The following is a 19,607-nucleotide window of genomic DNA, read 5'->3' as shown; positions in this document are numbered from 1 at the left end:
GGAATTTCACCCACAAGTTTTGCGTTACAGTTTATTATAGCAGAAAAAAGTCCTTTTGTTCAATGTTGAAAGCGTTTCTTACAAAATATTCTGACAGTTACAGCTAAGATTGCAACTAGTGATTTACTATATCTTTTTAATCTTTCATCTTATATAGACTTACCAGCTATTTATATGAGGAAATCGTTATAATAATTAATTAATCTGCTTCATATAATGATTCAACTGCTTTTGATTCTTTATAACAATTGTTTTGTCAGGATATTTTTTAATAACTGCTTTATATTGCTTTACATATTTATTTGAACGACCATCTAATAAAATCCATTTCATAAACTCAAAGTCAAATTTTTCATTACAGTCCTCTGCCATACTGGGACGTGCATGTCCCCTATATTTTAGATATCGCCTGAAAACCCGAGAGAGACAATTAAATCTGTTAAAGCTGAAATATATAATACAGTCCGCCTCTCTCATGCGTTCTTCATAAAGACAGGTCAAGTAATTCCCTTCAATAATCCAATCACTTTGTAGCATGAATCTTGATATATCGTTAGCCATTTCATCAATTGTCCGCTCTTGCCAATTTGATGTGAAATGAATTTTATCTAAATGGAGTACATCACAATTGTAATGTTGACCTAAAAAACTAGCCAAAGTCGACTTTCCAGAACCACTATAGCCGATGATTGCTATTTTCAACACCTGTCTCCTTTTCAATTTCATTCCTTAACTAATATCATAGCATAAAGTGTACACCTTGCAGAGACATTACCGAAAAGTAATCGCTTCAGACAAACAAAAAAGCCTTAATCTCAAGGCTTTTTCTTATTGTTTAGCTGCCCCCTACAGGGCTCGAACCTGTGACCCATGGATTAAGAGTCCACTGCTCTACCAACTGAGCTAAGGAGGCTGGATGCTGTATTGGTACCGATGATCCACGGTTTGTATTGAACCCGCGACGTAAAAAAGCAGGTGGGCGACTCGCTACTAACTTAAGTTGCTTCTGGGTGAGCCAGCCTGCACACTGTTAATAGACCTCTGTCTCCCGATAATACAAAAATTAGTCGGTCAACACTTATATGTGGATTCGTATACCACAGCAATTTCTATGCTCCTATGATACCACTTTTGAAAATTATTGCAAGAGGAAAAGTCAATTTTTTTGCAATCGTTTTCGTTAGCACCTATCTCGCTTGTTATTTTGACAGCTTATCGATTCGCTCTTTGTTAGCTCCAAGAGCTCTCTCATATTTCCCAGTCTCATTCGGTTGGAAATAATTGACGTCTCTTAGTTTATCTGGAAGGTATTGTTGCTTAACCCACTTTTCGGGATAAGCATGTGGATATTTGTAATCTTGCGCATTTCCTAGTTCCTTACTTCCTGCATAATGTCCATCTCTCAAATGACGAGGAATCGGTAAATTTCCAGACTTTCTAAGATCTGCCAGCGCAGCGTCCATTGCCACATAGGCCGAATTTGACTTAGGTGATAAAGCTAAGTCAATAACCACATTTGCAATCAAAATACGTGCCTCCGGAAAGCCTACTTTCTGCGCAGCTTCCAAGGCTGTGACAGTATGAACCTGTGCATCTGGATTAGCTAAACCAATATCCTCGTAAGCAATCACAGTTAACCGACGTGCTAGGCTTGGAAGGTCTCCTGCTTCAACCAAACGTGCTGCATAATGAAGACTGGCATTGACGTCAGAGCCTCGAATCGATTTTTGCAAGGCAGAAAGCACATCATAGTGCCCATCACCATCTTTATCCATGGTGATATAACTACGTTGCAAACTATTCTCAACGGTATCTAAAGTAACATGGCGCTCCCCACCTTCTGAAGGTTGAGTTGACATAACCGCCAAGTCCAAGGAATTGTAGGCCGAACGTAAATCGCCATTGGTAGCTGTAGCTATGAAATCTAGAGCATCATCATCTAACTGGACATCAAAATCAAACCCACGTTCTCGATCTTCCAAAACACCCTGAATAGCTACCTTAATATCCGTATTGGAAAGGGGTTCCAATTCAAATATTTGTACCCGACTACGAATGGCTGGAGTCACAGAAAAAAATGGATTCTCAGTTGTAGCCCCAATCATGATAATTTTACCGTTTTCTAACAACGGCAATAAAAAATCTTGCTTAGCTTTATCCAAACGATGGATTTCATCTAGGAGCAGAACCAAACCACCTGAAAACTTAGCTTCTTCTGCAATTTCCTGCAGCCGTTTCTTGCTATCAACAGTTGCATTAAAGGTTCTAAAAGCAAATTTTGTTGTTCCTGCAATGGCACTGGCTATTGAGGTTTTTCCAATTCCCGGTGGCCCATAAAGAATCATTGAGGACAGCATGTTTGCCTCTACCATACGGCGAATGATTTTTCCTTTACCAACTAAATGCTTTTGACCTATCACTTCCGAAATTGTGCGTGGGCGCATACGTAGTGCAAGATTATCTGGCATTTTTTCTCCTCTTTAGGGTTGTCTTTTCATTATAATAAGCATATACTATTTTTTCCTAAAAAGAAATTATAAATTGTTCTTGTCAAACCTAGTTTCTTATGATAGAATGTCTTGGTATGTGGTGCTAGCACATCCGTAATAAATTCTACCTAGGAGGAAAACACGAAATGGCTAAAGTATGTTACTTTACAGGACGTAAAACTGTTTCTGCAAACAACCGTTCACACGCTATGAACAAAACTAAACGTGCCGTTAAACCTAACCTTCAAAAAGTTACTATCCTTGTTGATGGTAAACCTAAAAAAGTTTGGGCTTCAGCTCGTGCACTTAAATCTGGTAAAGTTGAACGCGTTTAATCTTATTAGATATTAAGAGGGATGACTCCAGTCATCTCTTTTTTGTTCATTGTCTTTCCCTTTTGAGTAGACTTATGTTATAATAAAGAACTAACAGATAATTCTTATAGAAAGAAGGTGTCAGTATGGGATTTACAGATGAAACTGTTCGTTTCAACCTCGACGACGGTAGCAAAGATGAAATCAGTAATACTTTGACAAATGTCTACCGTTCGTTGGCAGAGAAAGGTTATAATCCTATCAACCAAATCGTCGGTTATGTTCTGAGCGGTGACCCTGCTTATGTTCCGCGTTATAATGACGCCCGTAACCAGATTCGTAAATACGAACGTGATGAAATCGTTGAAGAACTCGTTCGCTATTATCTTAAAGGAAATGGAATTGACCTCTAATGCGAGTAATGGGACTTGATGTTGGCTCAAAAACAGTGGGGGTTGCTATTAGTGATCCTCTCGGTTTTACAGCCCAAGGCGTCGAAATTATCAAAATTGACGAAGAAGCTGAAGAGTTTGGTTTCGACCGCCTCGGTGAACTCGTTAAAGAGTATAAAGTAGACAAGTTTGTCGTTGGTCTTCCAAAAAATATGAATAATACTGAAGGCCCTCGTGTCGAGGCAAGCAAAGCTTATGGTAACAAAATTAAGGAAATCTTTGGAATTCCTGTAGATTACCAAGATGAGCGCTTAACAACTGTTCAAGCAGAACGTATGCTGGTTGAGCAAGCAGATGTCAGCCGTGGTAAACGCAAAAAAGTTATTGATAAATTAGCCGCCCAACTTATCCTGCAAAACTACCTCGATCGAATGTTTTAAGAAACTACAATAGAGTCCGATAGTCCAATGCCAGTCTAGTAAACTCATTGTCGAGTATATTAGCTTTACCTAACTATTTGGCTCTTGCTTCAATAAGGAGAACAATATGTCACACAATCACGATCATAACCATGACCATGAAGTTATTACCTTAGTAGACGAACAAGGAAATGAAACTCTTTTTGAAATCTTGTTAACTATTGATGGACGTGAAGAATTCGGAAAAAACTATGTTCTTTTGGTACCAGCCGGTGCAGAAGAAGATGCTAACGGAGAGATTGAAATTCAAGCTTATTCTTTCACTGAAAATGAAGATGGTACCGAAGGTGACCTTCAACCAATCCCTGAAGACTCAGATGCTGAATGGGATATGATTGAAGAAGTCTTCAATAGCTTCATTGATGAGAATTAAAAAGTATTGACGAACATACTGAATTATTTTACCAATTTTGTTCATTGTCTAACTTCTATCAAGTTGACTGAGGGTTTGACAACTATAACTATGCAGGTGAAATCACATCAGTTACTAGGAGAGAAAGGATTGAGATTTTGTTCTCAATCCTTTTTTAGTAATTATTAATTTAATTTAAGAAATTAGAGAGAAATTGACTAAATAGTATTATCTGATATACTGGAAATAAGACAATCAGGGGATTATTTCCTTTTATTCATAACTTTCCAAATAACAATAAAGGAGTCTAATTGTGAGTCAATATAGCGAAGACAATACTTTACAATCGGGTAGCTATCAGGGCTACCATCGAAGCCACCATCAATCTCATGCAAATGATGAGAAACAAGATGAGAAAATTGAAGTAGCAATTCAAGGGCATACAAATGAATCGAGTTCTTCTCTGAAAGATAAAGCCCCTATAACTGCGATTCCATGGAAGCATAAGAGTCACATTCTCATTCTTAGTCTGATCTTGAGCATTTTTAGCATCTCAGTGCCTTGCTTTACAGACTTTGCAAATAGTATGCAGTCCCAAAACCTTTACATTGCAAAGATGTTTGCCAATGGCAGCCTACCTTACTCTGACTTTTTTACAACGGGTGGCTTCTTCTATTATTTCTTAGTTTCCTTAGCTTTTCGCTTGGGATCAACACTTTGGCTAATTCCCATACAGTTTCTTACCTACTATCTTTCTGGTAGTTTTCTTTACAAGACTGTCATGCACATGACAAGTAAGAAGGAAATTGCTACTTTCATTAGCTTTATTTTCTTCGTAATTAATGGAACGCTTGGTTTTGGCGGCCTCTACCCTATCCAATTCGCAATGCCATTTGTCCTTGGAGCCATTTTCTTCTTGACCCGTTACTTTGCTGGTCACAGTCGTGATGAAGCTTTTATTCTTTACGGATTGGCTGGCACTGCTGGAGCCTTCTTTGAAGCGCGAACACTCATTTTTTGGATATTGTCACTAGTGACAATTTTCGTTTACAACCTTGTCAACAAGCACTTTTTCCGTGGTTTTTACCAAGTCCTCTGTATAATTTTTGGTAATATTCTGGTACTGTATCTATGCCTTTACTTTATTTTAAATTTACAGATTACATCAGACTATATCAACCAAGTGTTGATCTACAGCTTTACACATCTTGCTGTAGAAAATAACGACTATCTGTTAACCCTAGTTTATCAAATCTTTGCCGTTCTAGGATCTGGACTACTTATTGGTGCCGTAACTACAGGTAATCATCTTCTTGGTGAAGCTAAAGATAAAAGTATCAAATGGGTACTGCTCATTAGTTTTGTCTTTACAGTAGTTTACAGCTTATTTTCTCGAAGCTTTGGTCTTTACAGTATTCTCAACATAGTACCTTATGGCCTTGTTCTGACTGCGCTTTCGTTAGATGATGCTACTAAAAAAAGAGCTGAACGCACCTCTCACAGACGTCGTAATGTTAGCCAGATTCATGCACTTAAAGTTTTTGGTATTTTCCTCAGTCGAAACTATTTCTTACCACTACTAGTCTTTGCATTTGCTTTTGCTATGCCAATCATCATGTTCCTATTTAATTTAGAAAATAATGCTGAACGCAGTACTGTCGCAAATTATATCGTTAAAAAAACTAAGAAAGACGAAACCATCTACGTCTATGATTCTACAGCAAAAATTTATTTGGATAGTGGTCGTAAATCAGCTTCACAATTTGTTCTTCCAGAACTCAATACAGCAAAATCTAGCCATAAAAAAGCTATCTCAGATACACTTATCCAAGATTCTGCACAATATATCGTTGTCCAAGAAAACACTCGCTTACCTTCCGATGTTAAATCAACGCTTTCTAAGAACTATAAAAAAGTTTCTATGAAGGGGATTGAACGATATACTCTTTATGTTCTAAAATAACTCAAAAAATCAATATATAGTGGTTGGAATAAAAATATACCACAATATATTGATTTTTTTCTGCCTAGTGCTATAATTAGTAGCGAGGTGAATTTTAGATGATAACATTAGAAAAAGAAAAGGTTACTGTCAACCCCGATATCAAAGTCATCAAACGTGATGGACGTATGGTTGCCTTTGATTCAAGTAAGATATATGAAGCTATTCTCAAAGCTAGTGATGCTATTACACCTGTTACACCTCTAATTGAGGTTAAATTGGAGAGTATTGCCAATCGTATTGTGGCTGAAATCAATGATCGCTTTTCTCAAAATGTCAAGATATATGAAATTCAGAGCATTGTAGAGCACGAGTTGCTCTCAGCCAACGAATATGCTATCGCTCAAGAATATATTAACTATCGTACCAAACGTGATTTTGAGCGTTCTCAGGCCACTGACATCAATTTCACCATTAACAAACTCGTCAATAAAGACCAAGCTGTTGTCCACGAAAATGCCAATAAAGACAGCGACTTATACAATACACAACGTGATTTAACCGCAGGAATTGTTGGAAAATCTGTAGGCCTTAAGATGCTTCCTTCACATGTAGCAAATGCCCATCAAAAAGGAGACATCCACTTCCACGATTTAGACTATAGTCCTTACACACCTATGACCAACTGTTGTTTGATTGACTTCAAAGGCATGTTGGCAAATGGGTTTAAAATTGGTAATGCGGAAGTTGAAAGTCCCAAGTCCATTCAAACTGCAACTGCACAAATTTCACAAATCATCGCAAATGTCGCCTCTAGTCAGTATGGTGGCTGTACAGCGGACCGTATTGATGAGTTTTTAGCTCCATATGCTCAATTAAATTATAAGAAGCACTTGGCCGATGCTGAGGTTTGGGTTGCTGAAGATAAACGAGAAGATTATGCACGTGCTAAAACGCGTAAAGATATCTATGATGCCATGCAATCTCTTGAATATGAGATTAATACCCTTTTCACATCGAATGGACAAACTCCCTTTACCTCTCTCGGTTTTGGTTTGGGAACCAACTGGTTTGAGCGTGAAATTCAAAAAGCTATTCTACAAGTTCGTATTTTAGGACTTGGGTCAGAACATCGTACAGCGATTTTCCCTAAGCTTATTTTCACCCTGAAACGTGGACTTAACTTGGAACCTGAGTCACCTAACTATGATATCAAACAGTTAGCTCTTGAATGTGCGACCAAGCGAATGTATCCAGATGTGCTTTCATACGATAAAATTATTGAATTGACAGGTTCCTTCAAGGCTCCTATGGGATGTCGTTCTTTCCTACAAGGGTGGAAGGATGAAAATGGTGTTGAAGTTAACTCTGGACGAATGAACCTTGGTGTTGTAACCCTTAATCTTCCTAGAATCGCTTTAGAGTCTAAGGGTGAGAAGAAAAAGTTCTGGGAAATCTTTGAGGAACGAATGGGAATTGCCAAAGATGCTCTCGTCTATCGAGTTGAACGTGCCAAAGAAGCTACACCTGCCAATGCACCTATCCTTTATCAGTATGGTGCTTTTGGTCAGCGTCTAGGTAAATGCGACAGTGTCGACCAACTTTTCAAACATCGCCGTGCAACCGTATCACTTGGTTACATTGGACTTTATGAAGTAGCATCTGTTTTTTATGGTAGCGATTGGGAAACTAATTCAGAAGCCAAGGCATTTACTTTAGCTATCGTTAAAGCTATGAAAAATGCTTGTGAAAATTGGTCGGACGAATATGATTATCATTTCTCTGTTTATTCAACACCATCAGAAAGTTTGACTGATCGTTTCTGTCGCCTGGATACTGAAAAATTTGGTATTGTCAGTGATATTACAGATAAAGAATATTACACCAACTCCTTCCACTACGATGTTCGTAAAAATCCAACACCATTTGAAAAGTTGGAATTTGAGAAAGATTACCCAGAAGCTGGGGCAACTGGTGGATTCATCCATTATTGTGAATATCCAGTCCTCCAACAAAACCCTAAAGCACTTGAAGCTGTCTGGGATTTTGCCTACGACCGTGTCGGCTATCTTGGTACTAATACTCCAATTGATAAATGCTACAAGTGTGACTTTGAAGGGGATTTCACTCCAACAGAACGTGGATTCATGTGCCCTAACTGTGGCAATACAGATCCTAAAACAGTTGATGTCGTAAAACGCACATGTGGTTATTTAGGAAATCCACAGGCACGCCCAATGGTTAAAGGACGCCACAAAGAAATCTCAGCCCGAGTCAAACATATGAATGGCTCAACTATAAAATATGAAGGAAAACATATCTAACATATCATAGGAGATGTTATCACAAACTAGAAGCAGCTGGACGATACCCTCCAACTGCTTTGCTTATTTCATTTTTAGAAAGGAATAGCATGGGAAAATATCAATTAGATTATAAAGGTATGCAGCAAGTGGAACGTTACCACGAAAAAAATGCAACCGTCAAAAATAATAAAAAAGCACGTGTCCAGGCTCTTTTGAAAAAAGCTGGAAAGAAGAAATAAGATGATTTTACGCCGACCAAGTCAAGCAGATAAAGAAGCTATCTTAGAAATGATGGATGAATTTGAAAGAGAGCATTCTGCCCATGACGGTGGATTTTGGAATGCAGACAACTTTATTTATGAAGAGTGGCTAGAAGAAAATTTTCAGGCAGAAGCAGGACTCAATATTCCTGAAAATTGGGTTCCTGCTATCCAGCTGGTTAGCTTCAACGAAGTAGGTCATGCTCTTGGCTTTCTCAACCTCCGTCTCCGATTAAATGACTACTTACTAGAAAAAGGTGGTCATATTGGCTACTCTATCCGTCCGTCTGAAAGAGGTAAGGGATATGCTAAAGAATCTCTCCGCCAAGGCTTGCAAATGGCCAAGAAAAAGAATATTACTAGAGCTCTAATAACCTGTAATATCGAAAATTTTGCTAGTCGTGCTGTTATCTTAGCCAATGGTGGTCAGTTGGAGAATATTCACAATGAAACTGAGCGCTATTGGATAGATTTGGAGTAGAATTATGACATGGAATACACCAAAACCTCAAGAATGGAAGTCTGAAGAACTTAGTCAAGGACGCATTATTGACTACAAAGCTTTTAACTTCGTCGATGGCGAAGGGGTGCGTAACTCACTTTATGTCTCTGGCTGTATGTTTCATTGCGAGGGATGTTATAATGCTGCCACCTGGTCCTTTAAGGCAGGGATGCCCTATACTAAAGAACTTGAGGAACAAATCATGCAGGACCTAGCTCAACCTTACGTACAAGGTCTCACGCTACTGGGTGGTGAACCCTTCCTAAACACAGGAATTCTCATTCCCCTAGTCAAACGAATTCGTGAGGAACTCCCGGAAAAAGATATTTGGTCTTGGACTGGTTATACTTGGGAGGAGTTGATGCTTGAAACTCCTGATAAGATCGAGCTTCTTCATCTCATTGACATTCTCGTAGATGGACGCTTTGACATTACTAAAAAGAACCTTATGCTTCAGTTTCGAGGATCGTCTAATCAACGTATTATTGATGTCAAAAAATCTTTTAATCAAGGAGAAGTCGTTATTTGGGACAAGTTAAATGATGGTCAAACTAACTATGAGCAAGTCGATCGTAAAGATATGATATAAAGAAAAGTCTGAGTTCAAAAAACTCAGGCTTTTTTCTAAACTATTTTAACAAAGAACAGCTCATGCTCAGAGGATAAATCTTCACGATAGTGAAACTCATCAAAGGATAATTTTCGTAAGTCATCAATGGTTTGACAATTTTCTTTCATTACAGCCGTCAAAAAAGCCCCTCTAGCTTTTTTAGAAATCGTTGAATGTGTCTTAAGAAGACCATTACGGTCTTCCATAAAACTAACTGTGAATAACTGCTTACGAAGAGCTGGACTAAAGACATCTTCAAATTCACTTGAAAGTAAAGAAACAACTGGAACTTGACTCTCTTCTAGGAATTGATCATATTCAGCACGCCAGTAGTTTTTTAAGGACCGACCATTAACCTTAACCTTCGTATGAAAGTCATGACGATGTTCTTGAATTGAATAAAAAGCTGGAATAATTCCATAAAAAGAAGATGTAATAAATACCTGTTGGCTTAAAAAATCTTTTTCACATGTGGATAAGTCACTACGTTTAATATGGCGATACATCAAGCCATTAAAAAGCTCTATTGCAGGATAGCTCCTTGCTTCCCCAGCCAACATTCTATCCCAGCGCTGCTTCTCTTTCTCAGCCTGCTCAGGCTTTATTTTATAAGCTGTGGATAATTCTTCTGTGGATAACTTTGCCATTTCTTTGAGAATAACCACACTCTTTTCAGAAATCTTCTGATACGGAACTTCATTGAGGGTCTTCATTTCTTTTGCAGTTGGAATCAAAAATCTAATCATACTGTTATTGTAAGGTCATGTAAACATTTCGTCAAGAATTCTCTCTAGTAAAAAAGAAGTCAACAGACGTCAACTTCCTTTTTACTTAGTCATCTAAATCAACAAAACGACCTAGAATATGTACATTTTCAGCAATAGAAACAAATGCTTTAGGGTCTGCTTTTCTCATGTAATACTTAAAATCAGTGTACTCTTCACGGGTAATAATAGTCAGCAAAACTGCTTTTTTTTCATGATTATAAGTACCTTCCGCATCATTGATCATTGTTACTCCACGGTGGAGTTTCTTCTGAATCATTCGTACAACTGGATCAGGATTACTTGTAACAATCATAGCCTGCATTTTCTTTTGCTTAGTAAAAATCGCATCCGTTACTCGGCTTGAGACAAAAATTGTCACCATTGAATACAGGGCATATTTCCAACCAAAAAGTATACCGGCAAAAATCATGATAATCCCATTGACAATCAGAGAGATATTTCCCACATCACGACCAGTTTTCTTACGAATGGTAAGGCTGACAATATCCGTACCTCCACTTGAAATACGAGATTTCAAACCAAATCCAATACCTGTACCCATAACCAAGCCACCGAAGATAGCATTAATCAAAGGATCCTCAGTCAAGGTAACATGAGGCATTACCTGAATGAACAGGGAGCTCATTGTTACTGTAATGAAGGTGAAGATAGTAAACTTATGGCCAATTTTATTCCATGCAAGAATCAAGAGCGGAATATTAATAGCATAAAAAGTCAATGATACAGGAATCTCAAAACCAAGAGTTCTAACACTCAATGCTGATAAAACCTGTGCCAACCCTGTTGCCCCACTTGAATAGACGTGACCTGGTTGAAAAAAGAAATTCACAGCGATTGATGATAAGAGTCCGTATAGTAACGATGCTGAGACCTTCTCAGTATATTTTTCACGAGAAATACTACGAATAGCCTGCCAAACACCTATCTTCTTCGCAGATTTTTTCGCTACAAATTTAACATGTTTGTGAAGACGTGTTTTATTCATTTTCTAATTCTACATGAAGAGCAAGTTCTTCCAACTGTTTATCAGCCACAAGACTTGGAGCCTGAGTCATAGGATCTGATGCCTTATTATTTTTAGGGAAGGCAATCACCTCACGAATATTATCTTTACCTGCAAGAAGCATAACAAAACGGTCAAGACCGATAGCCAAACCACCGTGTGGTGGGAAACCATAGTCCATAGCTTCAAGAAGGAATCCAAATTGCTCGTAGGCTGATTCTTCAGAGAAGCCAAGGGCTTTCAACATACGTTCCTGTAGGTCTTTATGATTGATACGTAGGCTACCCCCACCAAGCTCATAACCATTCAAGACAATATCATAAGCCACAGCACGTACCTTAGAAAGATCCCCTTCAAGATTTGATGCAGACTCTTCTGTTGGCAAGGTGAATGGGTGGTGAGCAGACATATAACGTCCTTCTTCTTCAGACCACTCAAACATTGGCCAATCAACAACCCAAAGGAAGTTGAACTTAGTGGTATCAATCATGTCAAGTTCTTTAGCAATTTGATTACGTAAAGCGCCAAGTGTATTATTAGCAACTTCAAGAGTATCTGCTACAAAAAGGACTAAATCATTCTCTTCAAGTTGTAAAGCATCTGTCAACTTACCTTCAATACTTGTCAAGAATTTAGCAACTGGACCTGCTAGAGCACCATCAGTCATTTTAACCCAAGCAAGACCTTTAGCACCAAATTGTTTAGCAAACTCTGTCAACTTGTCAATGCTTTTACGTGAGTACTTATCTGCATTTCCTTTGACAACAATTGCCTTAACAGCTGGTGCCTCAGCAAACACTTTGAAGTCTACACCCTTTACAATATCTGTCAAGTCTTGTAAAAGCATATCAAAGCGTGTATCTGGCTTATCGGATCCATAGTTATTCATGGCATCATCATAAGACATACGTGGGAATTGCAGTGTGACATTAATTCCTTTAGTTTCTTTCATAACCTTGGCAATCAATCCTTCTGTAATATCTTGGATTTCTTGCTCATTAAGGAATGATGTTTCTAAGTCAACTTGTGTAAACTCAGGTTGACGGTCTCCACGCAAATCTTCATCACGGAAACACTTAACAATTTGATAATAACGGTCAAAACCAGCATTCATCAACAATTGTTTAGTGATTTGAGGACTTTGCGGAAGAGCGTAAAAATGACCTTGGCTAACACGACTTGGCACCAAATAATCACGTGCACCTTCTGGTGTTGATTTTGTCAACATTGGTGTTTCGACATCGATAAATTCCAAGTCATCAAGATAATTACGAATAGCGTGAGTTACCTTAGCACGAAGCTTAAAGTTTTCCAACATTTCTGGACGACGAAGATCCAAGTAACGGTAACGCATACGTGTATCATCACTAGCCTCAACACCATCTTTGATTTCAAACGGTGTTGTTTTGGCAGTATTAAGGATTTTGAGGTCTTCAACTTTTAGTTCAACAGCACCTGTAGGCAAGTTGTCATTAGCTTGTTCACGTGCTTCAACTGTTCCTGTTACTTCAATAACAAATTCGCTACGTAGGCTCTCGGCTGTTTCAACAACAGCTGCATCTGCATTTTCAGGGTTAACAACCAATTGCATCAAACCTTCACGGTCACGAAGGTCAATGAAAATCAAACCTCCGAGGTTACGACGACGAGATACCCAACCTTTCAAAGTAATAGTAGTTCCGATATGTTCGCTTCGAACACGTCCGGCATACATAGAACGTTTCATAATTACACTTCTTTCGTTAATTTTTTAGTCTTAACTATTATAGCAAAAAGCCCATCAAAACCCCACCCATTTCGGGTTAGAATTTTAATAGACTTTCTTTTTTATCAAACTATTTACCAAATTGTTTCAACAAATCACTAGTATCTACGTAATCTTCAGCAAACTCGTCAAAATCTTCAAAATGATAATCAGCAGTCTCTAAATCAAGTAAGCTATTCCATCGGAAACCATAAACATCTTCAATAATAACACTAAGTTCATCAGTTTCTTCATCTACCTGCCACCCTAAATAACGTTCCTGAGTTTCAAAACTTAAGACCACATCTTGGCAATCTTGACGCCAAACTTGGCCAAGTAACTGTTGACACATTGCATGATCACTTGCAGGCTCGTCATTAAACCAGGTAATTTCATGTTTATCCAGAAGAGCAATCAACTGCCAAAACTGTTGTTGAAAGTGAATAGGCATACTACGATTAAAAGCCAAACTAAAGTTTTCACTTCTTTTAAGCATATCAACTATACTAACCATAAGCCTCCTACTTTTCTAATTGGTCCAGAACTGCTGCAAAATTCTCTGTTAGCTCCTCAAAACTTACAGTTACTTCCTCTCGAGTGGTATTATTTTTAACACTAACCTGACCTGACTCTAATTCACTCTCACCTAAGGTGATGACAGTTTTAGCCTTAAAGGCATCTGCTGACTTAAATTGTGCTTTAATCTTGCGTCCAAGGTAATCACGTTCGGCCTTAAATCCTTGATGACGGATAGCTTGAGCTAACTCGAGTGCTTTACCATTGGCTTCTGAACCTAGAACTGCAATGTAGACATCCAAACCTTCTTCTACAGGAAGAGTAATACCTTGTTTATCAAGAACCAAGAGCAAACGTTCCAAACCAAGTCCAAAACCAAAACCAGCTGTTTCTGGACCACCAAAGTACTCCACCAAACTATCGTAACGACCGCCCGCACAGATTGTCAATTCAGACTTATCAATAGTAGTGATAAATTCAAAAATCGTGTGATTATAGTAATCTAGACCACGTACCATGTTGGTATCAATCACGTAAGGAATGTTAAGACTCTCAAGCATGGTACGCACTTCGTCAAAATGAGCTTGACTTTCTTCATCTAGATAATCAAGGATAGATGGAGCATTTTCAACTGCAAGCTTATCTTCTTTTTCTTTTGAATCGAGTACTCGCAAGGGATTTTCATCCAAACGACGTTGACTATCTTTTGATAAACTCTCACGCATTGGTGTCAAATAGTCAATCAAGGCCTGACGATAAGCCTGACGACTTTCAGTATTTCCAAGACTATTCAAATGAAGGGTAACATCCTTAATTCCAAGCGTATTAAAGAGTTGATAGGCCATAGCAATGGTTTCAACATCTGTTGCTGGATTTTTTGATCCAAAGCACTCTACCCCCAATTGGTGGAACTCACGCAAACGACCTGCCTGAGGACGTTCATAACGGAACATTGAACCAATATAATATACTTTAACAGGTTTTTGAACCTCTGGCGCAAAAAGTTTATTTTCTACATAAGAACGTACAACGGGCGCTGTTCCTTCCGGACGCAGAGTGATGTGACGATCTCCCTTATCATGAAAATCGTACATTTCCTTAGTCACAATATCAGTTGTATCACCTACTGAACGTGAAATAACCTCATAATGTTCAAACATAGGTGTACGAATCTCACCATAATTGTATTTTTTAAATGTTTCACGTGCAACATTTTCCACGTACTGCCATTTGGCACTATCAGCAGGCAAAATATCTTGCGTGCCCTTAGGTTTTTGAAGTTTCATAATAATGATACAGACCTCAAATGGGCCTGCCCTCCTTTTCCGTTATTACAGATATAATCACTCTATTCTAACATAAATTGCATGGCATTTGGGAAATGGTAGAGTATTTTTGAAAGAAGAAACAAAACTCCCGGTATGTATAATGGTTAATCTTACTCATCAACAAACAAGTAGTGAAATTATGAGGGGCTCTCCTTTTTCCAAAAACCTATAGAATTCTTTGTTTTGTCTCTTTGTCTTCCATGATACCTTTCTTGCTATTAAAAATAGGACAGGCTAACCCCATCCTATACACTTGTTCTATTATGACCAAACTTTATCAGTAATTGATTTAATCAGTTGCAACTTATTCCACTCATCTTGCTCTGTCAAAATATTACCTTCTTCAGTCGATGCAAAGCCACATTGAGTTGAAATACCGAGGTTCTTAAGTGGTACAAGATTTGCTGCTTCATGGATACGAGCGATAACAGCATCTACATCTTCCAAAGCAGGATCCTTAGAAGTAATCACACCAAGGACCAATTCAACATGATCACGATTATTCCAAATTGTTGGAAGTGGAGCGAAGCTACCTGAACGCGCATCGTCGTATTCCAAAAAGAAGATATCATAGTTTAATTGACCAAGATATTTAGCCACTGAATCATAGCCGCCTTCAAAAAGGTATGTAGATTTAAAGTTTCCACGGCAAATATGTGTAGCCAAAGTCAAATCTTCTGGAAGACCTTCTAAGGCTTTGTTGATAGTATACACATCGTCTTCAGCAATTTTTGCCAACTCAGCTGTTTTTTCAGGATTATTTTTTTCATTCTCAAACTGTTGAATCAAATAACCCCAAGTCGTATCATCCAACTGTACATAACGTGCACCCAAATCGTAAAAATGTTGGATGGTATCATGGTAAGCTTTAGCCAAATCATCAAGGAAATCTGTCCATGAATCATAGTAATCAGCATAAAGATCACTACGGTGGTCACGATTAATGATGAGTGATGGACTTGGAATAGTTACTTTTGGAGTAATTCCTTCAGGAGTCACTGATTTAAGATATTCAAAGTCGCGATAGAAAGGATGATTAGGGTTTTCAGCAATCTTACCATTGATACGAACGTTGGTTGTACGTGTCTTAGCTCCATGGAATTTATATGAATCTTCTTGTTGATAGGCTTCAAAACCAGTCAAATTCCAAAGGAAGTCAAGATGCCACCAAGAACGACCAAATTCACCATCAGAGACCACTTGAAGACCATTTTCCACCTCATGGTGTACCAAATCTTTAACCAACTCATCTTGTACTTTCAACAATTCATCTTGAGAAATGTCCCCATCTGCAAATTTTTCACGTGCTTCTTTTAAAGCTTGCGGACGAAGGTAAGACCCAACATGGTCAAAATGATAATGTACTTTACTCATATCTATTTACTCCTTTTGATTCTCTTACTATAATAATCCTATTCTAGCACTTACAGTTATAGCTGTGAAATATATAAATATTATCCATTGATATAGCTATTAACTATGAGACTTCCTAAAAAGTTTTTTGTCAAGTAACTTTACTTTACAAAAAAGATATGTTATTCTGTTATAGTTGATTTAAAATCAAGAACATAAATATTAATTCGGAGGAAATAAAGAAATGGCAGTACCTGCACGTCACACTTCAAAAGCGAAGAAAAACAAACGTCGTACACACTACAAATTGACTGCTCCATCAGTACAATTTGACGAAACAACTGGAGATTACTCACGTTCACACCGTGTATCACTTAAAGGATACTACAAAGGACGTAAAATCGCTAAAGCTAACGCAGCTAAATAATAGAAGGGAGATACCATGCGCGTAAATATTACACTTGAACACAAAGAATCTGGTGAACGCTTGTACCTTACTTCAAAAAACAAACGTAACACTCCAGACCGTCTTCAATTGAAAAAATACTCACCAAAATTGCGTAAACACGTAATCTTTACAGAGGTGAAGTAAGCATTCAATACGAATCAATACATAAGAAAAACGCTGATTTCAAGCGTTTTTTCTTTTTGCCAAATGCGATATATTGCACTGTATTTCAATTCAAACTCTACCTTTTTCTCTACCTTTTTAGGTTTGAAAAATTTAATAGGATAACCAAATAAAAGACGCTCTAGTTTTATGACTAACTAGAGCGTCTTTTAACATTTTGAAAATCAACTTGCTTTATGAGCTTTTTTAGTTCTGGTTTTAACAACTTCTGTTTGACTGAAAATCAAAAGCCTTTAATATCAAGCATCTATACACTTTTCTGAAAGCGTTATTCCAATCAATCTCAACTTATTTCATCTGAATGGTGTGAATCTTACCCTAAAATCATTGAATCGAGCTAATCTATACCAAAAATTCACACAACTATTTAGATGATTTTTTATTTTTCCTGTTCCTACCTATGGTTTTACCCTAGACAAAAATTATAGAGCCAAAAAATCTAGTCACACATTTGAACTAGTGTTTTACGTTGCCTTGATTAACAAGGTTACCAAATCTTTCAGAATTACATTTTCTATTTATAGAAAAATATTAGTAATAAATTATGTAAATTCAATCTAATTACTATAAGTTTGCTCCCATTTTTTCATTTCTTCAACGATGCTTCTTAGAGCAATACCTTTTTTTGTCATTTTATATTCAACCTGTGGAGGCGATGTCGGTAAAACTTTTCTTGATAAAATGCCTTCTTGCTCGAAATCATGTAACCGTTGCGCTAATATTCTAGGATTAATACCTTCTACACTACGCAGAAGACTACCATAATGTATATTACCATCAATAATTTCAGATAAAATCTCAAGAGTAAATTTACCCTTTAGTAAATTCAAGACCCTTCTTGCTGGACAAATTGATTTTTTCAAAGGTTGCATCTTGCAAGTCTCCATTCATTTTCTCCTTTTTTGATAGTTACTATACTTTTTTTCCCTTCTTGTTTCATAAATAATTACATGATAAGTTAATTGTATCACTTGAAGGGAGAAATTACTATGGATATTACAACTATGTTTGACCGTATCGAAGATATTCTCGGTTGCGCTGATGGAAGATACTTTAGTACTGGACATACTCAAGTAAAATATTTTCAGAAAGTTAAACATATTGCTTTTGATTGATAAATAAAAATTAGTTTGATGAAATAACGGAGGAAGCTTGATGAAAAAAACAAATACAAAAGCACCAGCTTATCTACTTTTTATTCTTTCGCTAGGATACATTATGGCAGTCCTAGATACAACCGGAGTTGTTCTTGCAGTGCCTCATATTGAAACAGCTATAAGCGTCTCATTAGAGCAATCCATTTGGATTATTAATGCCTATACACTAGCTTTAGGGTCTTTGCTCCTACTTTCAGGAAATTTAACAACAAAATATGGTGCTAAACGAATTTTATTAATTGGAATGACAATTTTTACACTTGCCTCGTTAGGGTGCTCTTTTTCACCAAATATTGAAACATTAATTATACTTAGATTCATTCAAGGTTTCGGTGCTTCGTTGTTCATGCCAAGTTCATTAGCACTTTTATTCATTTCATACCCCGATTCTACTAAAAGAGCACGTATGTTAGGAATCTGGACAGCAATTATTTCTGTTGCAACCGGTACTGGTTCTTTTATTGGTGGACTAATTATTAACTACTTCGGATGGAGGGGTATTTTCTTGGTCAATATTCCATTTGGAATTTTGACAGTAATTTCAATATTACTTCTCGTGAAAAATAATATTGCCAATCTAAAGACCAGAATTGACATCTTTAGTAATATATTTCTGGTTACAACTATCGGAAGTCTAGTTATTTACCTTGTTGAAGGGAATCAATATGGTTATAGTAACTCAAATCTTTTATTGTTTCTTCTCCTATTTATATTATTTGCTATTGGTTTAGTAGTCCACGATAAAAAAAGTAAAGCACCTATTGTTCCCCACCAACTATTAAAAAATGCTAAGTTTATTGTCTCTAATCTATTAGGTTTAGTAGTTAACATTTCACTATATGGCATTGTTTTGGTGCTAGGACTCTATTTTCAAACTTATTTAAACCTTTCCTCAATGGTTTCTGGACTCCTCATTCTACCAGGAATGATTGTCTTAATTATTGGTAATTTATTTTACGCACGTGCCGTAAAACGATTTTCCGTGGGAAGCCTCGCTACTGTCTCAATTATTTTTGCCATTGTAGGAGCAGCAGGAATTTTTGGAATTGGAGTTCTTTTTCATGAAATTCAACTATACATCCTAATTCCTTTATTTTCTTTAATGAGTCTAGGTATCGGAGTGTTAACTCCAGCAACTACAACCATTCTTATGGAAGCTGCTGGTCAAGAATTATCTGGAATTGCTGGTGCAACTCTAAACGCTAACAAACAGATTGGTGGACTTTTTGGTACAACAATTATGGGGATTGTAACTACTAATTTATCCCATGATTGGAATATAGTCATCGTTGTCGCATTTTTGGTTAACGTGATAATGTATATTGCTACTTGGTTAATTGCTAGTCGTTACCTTTATGAAAAAAAATAAAACTAAACAGAACGCAATCAATTTAAAAGTTGATTGCTTTTTATATTATTTATCAATAATCTAAACTCCTAT

22 protein-coding genes, 1 tRNA gene and 1 other RNA gene are annotated in these 19,607 nt (G+C 37.2%); 13 read left to right on the top strand and 11 right to left on the bottom strand.

Going from position 1 to position 19,607, the window contains the following annotated elements:
• Positions 1 to 195: 195 nt before the first annotated feature.
• The 4 genes from HMPREF0848_RS08805 to HMPREF0848_RS08795 all read right to left on the bottom strand — a co-directional run bounded on the left by HMPREF0848_RS08805 (position 196) and on the right by HMPREF0848_RS08795 (position 2,468).
• Positions 196 to 702: a DNA topology modulation protein gene (locus tag HMPREF0848_RS08805; RefSeq protein ID WP_008536055.1), complete on the bottom strand. Its 507-nt coding sequence runs from the start codon at positions 700 to 702 to the stop codon at positions 196 to 198.
• A gap of 138 nt (positions 703 to 840) precedes the next feature.
• Positions 841 to 913: transfer RNA gene (locus tag HMPREF0848_RS08800), tRNA-Lys, on the bottom strand.
• Positions 914 to 1,109, bottom strand: a non-coding RNA gene (gene ssrS / locus HMPREF0848_RS10530) — 6S RNA.
• A 90-nt stretch (positions 1,110 to 1,199) separates the two neighbouring features.
• Positions 1,200 to 2,468 carry a replication-associated recombination protein A gene (locus tag HMPREF0848_RS08795; protein ID WP_008536054.1) on the bottom strand — a complete coding sequence of 423 codons (1,269 nt, stop codon included), beginning with the start codon at positions 2,466 to 2,468 and terminating at the stop codon, positions 1,200 to 1,202.
• Between the two features lie 167 nt (positions 2,469 to 2,635).
• Between HMPREF0848_RS08795 and rpmB the strand changes: the two genes are divergently transcribed.
• The 9 genes from rpmB (at position 2,636) to nrdG (ending at position 9,625) form a co-directional block, all read left to right on the top strand.
• A complete protein-coding gene (rpmB, locus tag HMPREF0848_RS08790; RefSeq protein WP_008536053.1) occupies positions 2,636 to 2,824 on the top strand; it encodes a 50S ribosomal protein L28 in 189 nt (62 codons plus the stop codon).
• A 125-nt stretch (positions 2,825 to 2,949) separates the two neighbouring features.
• Positions 2,950 to 3,216, top strand: a complete 267-nt coding sequence (locus HMPREF0848_RS08785) for an IreB family regulatory phosphoprotein (protein ID WP_002885737.1) — start codon at positions 2,950 to 2,952, stop codon at positions 3,214 to 3,216.
• Complete coding sequence (gene ruvX, locus HMPREF0848_RS08780; RefSeq protein WP_008536052.1) at positions 3,216 to 3,635, top strand: Holliday junction resolvase RuvX; 420 nt, start codon at positions 3,216 to 3,218, stop codon at positions 3,633 to 3,635. Before HMPREF0848_RS08785 ends, ruvX begins: the two co-directional genes overlap by 1 nt.
• A 106-nt stretch (positions 3,636 to 3,741) precedes the next feature.
• Entirely contained in the window at positions 3,742 to 4,047 is a 306-nt protein-coding gene (locus HMPREF0848_RS08775) for a DUF1292 domain-containing protein (protein ID WP_002887079.1), read from the top strand.
• Positions 4,048 to 4,339: 292 nt separating this feature from the next.
• Positions 4,340 to 5,989, top strand: a complete 1,650-nt coding sequence (locus tag HMPREF0848_RS08770) for a hypothetical protein (RefSeq protein ID WP_008536048.1) — start codon at positions 4,340 to 4,342, stop codon at positions 5,987 to 5,989.
• Positions 5,990 to 6,087: 98 nt separating this feature from the next.
• Positions 6,088 to 8,292, top strand: a complete 2,205-nt coding sequence (nrdD, locus tag HMPREF0848_RS08765) for an anaerobic ribonucleoside-triphosphate reductase (RefSeq protein WP_008536047.1) — start codon at positions 6,088 to 6,090, stop codon at positions 8,290 to 8,292.
• Between the two features lie 89 nt (positions 8,293 to 8,381).
• Positions 8,382 to 8,513 carry a hypothetical protein gene (locus HMPREF0848_RS10950; RefSeq protein ID WP_021146612.1) on the top strand — a complete coding sequence of 44 codons (132 nt, stop codon included), beginning with the start codon at positions 8,382 to 8,384 and terminating at the stop codon, positions 8,511 to 8,513.
• A gap of 1 nt (position 8,514) precedes the next feature.
• A complete protein-coding gene (locus HMPREF0848_RS08760) occupies positions 8,515 to 9,015 on the top strand; it encodes a GNAT family N-acetyltransferase (protein WP_002887489.1) in 501 nt (166 codons plus the stop codon).
• 4 nt (positions 9,016 to 9,019) lie between these two features.
• Positions 9,020 to 9,625, top strand: coding sequence for an anaerobic ribonucleoside-triphosphate reductase activating protein (gene nrdG / locus HMPREF0848_RS08755; protein WP_008536045.1), 606 nt, complete (start codon positions 9,020 to 9,022; stop codon positions 9,623 to 9,625).
• Between the two features lie 35 nt (positions 9,626 to 9,660).
• Here the strand turns inward: nrdG and yaaA are convergent, their stop codons facing one another.
• From yaaA to HMPREF0848_RS08725, 6 genes are all read right to left on the bottom strand, one after another.
• Positions 9,661 to 10,392, bottom strand: coding sequence for a peroxide stress protein YaaA (yaaA, locus tag HMPREF0848_RS08750; RefSeq protein WP_008536044.1), 732 nt, complete (start codon positions 10,390 to 10,392; stop codon positions 9,661 to 9,663).
• Between the two features lie 85 nt (positions 10,393 to 10,477).
• The gene (locus tag HMPREF0848_RS08745) at positions 10,478 to 11,419 is read right to left on the bottom strand and encodes a YitT family protein (protein ID WP_002887485.1); all 942 of its coding nucleotides are present in this window, start codon (positions 11,417 to 11,419) and stop codon (positions 10,478 to 10,480) included.
• A complete protein-coding gene (gene aspS / locus HMPREF0848_RS08740; protein WP_008536043.1) occupies positions 11,412 to 13,163 on the bottom strand; it encodes an aspartate--tRNA ligase in 1,752 nt (583 codons plus the stop codon). Before aspS ends, HMPREF0848_RS08745 begins: the two co-directional genes overlap by 8 nt.
• A 109-nt stretch (positions 13,164 to 13,272) precedes the next feature.
• Positions 13,273 to 13,695, bottom strand: a complete 423-nt coding sequence (locus tag HMPREF0848_RS08735; RefSeq protein WP_008536042.1) for a hypothetical protein — start codon at positions 13,693 to 13,695, stop codon at positions 13,273 to 13,275.
• 7 nt (positions 13,696 to 13,702) lie between these two features.
• A complete protein-coding gene (gene hisS, locus HMPREF0848_RS08730) occupies positions 13,703 to 14,983 on the bottom strand; it encodes a histidine--tRNA ligase (RefSeq protein WP_008536040.1) in 1,281 nt (426 codons plus the stop codon).
• Positions 14,984 to 15,286: 303 nt separating this feature from the next.
• Entirely contained in the window at positions 15,287 to 16,399 is a 1,113-nt protein-coding gene (locus HMPREF0848_RS08725) for a vitamin B12 independent methionine synthase (RefSeq protein ID WP_002887481.1), read from the bottom strand.
• A gap of 223 nt (positions 16,400 to 16,622) precedes the next feature.
• Here HMPREF0848_RS08725 and rpmF point away from each other — a divergent pair, with 223 nt between their 5' ends.
• Entirely contained in the window at positions 16,623 to 16,805 is a 183-nt protein-coding gene (gene rpmF, locus HMPREF0848_RS08720; RefSeq protein ID WP_002885630.1) for a 50S ribosomal protein L32, read from the top strand.
• 15 nt (positions 16,806 to 16,820) lie between these two features.
• The gene (rpmG, locus tag HMPREF0848_RS08715; RefSeq protein ID WP_002262412.1) at positions 16,821 to 16,970 is read left to right on the top strand and encodes a 50S ribosomal protein L33; all 150 of its coding nucleotides are present in this window, start codon (positions 16,821 to 16,823) and stop codon (positions 16,968 to 16,970) included.
• Between the two features lie 596 nt (positions 16,971 to 17,566).
• Here rpmG and HMPREF0848_RS08710 read toward each other — a convergent pair.
• Positions 17,567 to 17,896, bottom strand: coding sequence for a winged helix-turn-helix transcriptional regulator (locus HMPREF0848_RS08710; RefSeq protein ID WP_008536009.1), 330 nt, complete (start codon positions 17,894 to 17,896; stop codon positions 17,567 to 17,569).
• Positions 17,897 to 17,998: 102 nt separating this feature from the next.
• Between HMPREF0848_RS08710 and HMPREF0848_RS08705 the strand changes: the two genes are divergently transcribed.
• Entirely contained in the window at positions 17,999 to 18,124 is a 126-nt protein-coding gene (locus HMPREF0848_RS08705; RefSeq protein WP_037609435.1) for a hypothetical protein, read from the top strand.
• Positions 18,125 to 18,164: 40 nt separating this feature from the next.
• Positions 18,165 to 19,535 carry a DHA2 family efflux MFS transporter permease subunit gene (locus HMPREF0848_RS08700; RefSeq protein ID WP_008536007.1) on the top strand — a complete coding sequence of 457 codons (1,371 nt, stop codon included), beginning with the start codon at positions 18,165 to 18,167 and terminating at the stop codon, positions 19,533 to 19,535.
• The last annotated feature ends 72 nt before the right edge of the window (positions 19,536 to 19,607 follow it).

The organism is Streptococcus sp. C150, assembly GCF_000187445.1.
In the GTDB taxonomy this organism is placed as follows: Bacteria; Bacillota; Bacilli; order Lactobacillales; family Streptococcaceae; genus Streptococcus; species Streptococcus raffinosi.
Note: the sequence above shows the minus strand (reverse complement) of the source record. Positions and strands in the feature narration are given on the sequence as shown.

Excerpts from the sequence above, each read along its gene's own strand:
- HMPREF0848_RS08795 (WP_008536054.1), bottom strand. The coding sequence starts at position 2,468 with ATGCCAGATAATCTTGCACTACGTATGCGCCCACGCACAATTTCGGAA.
- rpmB (WP_008536053.1), top strand. The coding sequence starts at position 2,636 with ATGGCTAAAGTATGTTACTTTACAGGACGTAAAACTGTTTCTGCAAAC.
- HMPREF0848_RS08785 (WP_002885737.1), top strand. The coding sequence starts at position 2,950 with ATGGGATTTACAGATGAAACTGTTCGTTTCAACCTCGACGACGGTAGC.
- ruvX (WP_008536052.1), top strand. The coding sequence starts at position 3,216 with ATGCGAGTAATGGGACTTGATGTTGGCTCAAAAACAGTGGGGGTTGCT.
- HMPREF0848_RS08775 (WP_002887079.1), top strand. The coding sequence starts at position 3,742 with ATGTCACACAATCACGATCATAACCATGACCATGAAGTTATTACCTTA.
- nrdD (WP_008536047.1), top strand. The coding sequence starts at position 6,088 with ATGATAACATTAGAAAAAGAAAAGGTTACTGTCAACCCCGATATCAAA.
- HMPREF0848_RS10950 (WP_021146612.1), top strand. The coding sequence starts at position 8,382 with ATGGGAAAATATCAATTAGATTATAAAGGTATGCAGCAAGTGGAACGT.
- HMPREF0848_RS08760 (WP_002887489.1), top strand. The coding sequence starts at position 8,515 with ATGATTTTACGCCGACCAAGTCAAGCAGATAAAGAAGCTATCTTAGAA.
- nrdG (WP_008536045.1), top strand. The coding sequence starts at position 9,020 with ATGACATGGAATACACCAAAACCTCAAGAATGGAAGTCTGAAGAACTT.
- yaaA (WP_008536044.1), bottom strand. The coding sequence starts at position 10,392 with ATGATTAGATTTTTGATTCCAACTGCAAAAGAAATGAAGACCCTCAAT.
- HMPREF0848_RS08745 (WP_002887485.1), bottom strand. The coding sequence starts at position 11,419 with ATGAATAAAACACGTCTTCACAAACATGTTAAATTTGTAGCGAAAAAA.
- aspS (WP_008536043.1), bottom strand. The coding sequence starts at position 13,163 with ATGAAACGTTCTATGTATGCCGGACGTGTTCGAAGCGAACATATCGGA.
- HMPREF0848_RS08735 (WP_008536042.1), bottom strand. The coding sequence starts at position 13,695 with ATGGTTAGTATAGTTGATATGCTTAAAAGAAGTGAAAACTTTAGTTTG.
- hisS (WP_008536040.1), bottom strand. The coding sequence starts at position 14,983 with ATGAAACTTCAAAAACCTAAGGGCACGCAAGATATTTTGCCTGCTGAT.
- HMPREF0848_RS08725 (WP_002887481.1), bottom strand. The coding sequence starts at position 16,399 with ATGAGTAAAGTACATTATCATTTTGACCATGTTGGGTCTTACCTTCGT.
- rpmF (WP_002885630.1), top strand. The coding sequence starts at position 16,623 with ATGGCAGTACCTGCACGTCACACTTCAAAAGCGAAGAAAAACAAACGT.
- rpmG (WP_002262412.1), top strand. The coding sequence starts at position 16,821 with ATGCGCGTAAATATTACACTTGAACACAAAGAATCTGGTGAACGCTTG.
- HMPREF0848_RS08710 (WP_008536009.1), bottom strand. The coding sequence starts at position 17,896 with ATGGAGACTTGCAAGATGCAACCTTTGAAAAAATCAATTTGTCCAGCA.
- HMPREF0848_RS08705 (WP_037609435.1), top strand. The coding sequence starts at position 17,999 with ATGGATATTACAACTATGTTTGACCGTATCGAAGATATTCTCGGTTGC.
- HMPREF0848_RS08700 (WP_008536007.1), top strand. The coding sequence starts at position 18,165 with ATGAAAAAAACAAATACAAAAGCACCAGCTTATCTACTTTTTATTCTT.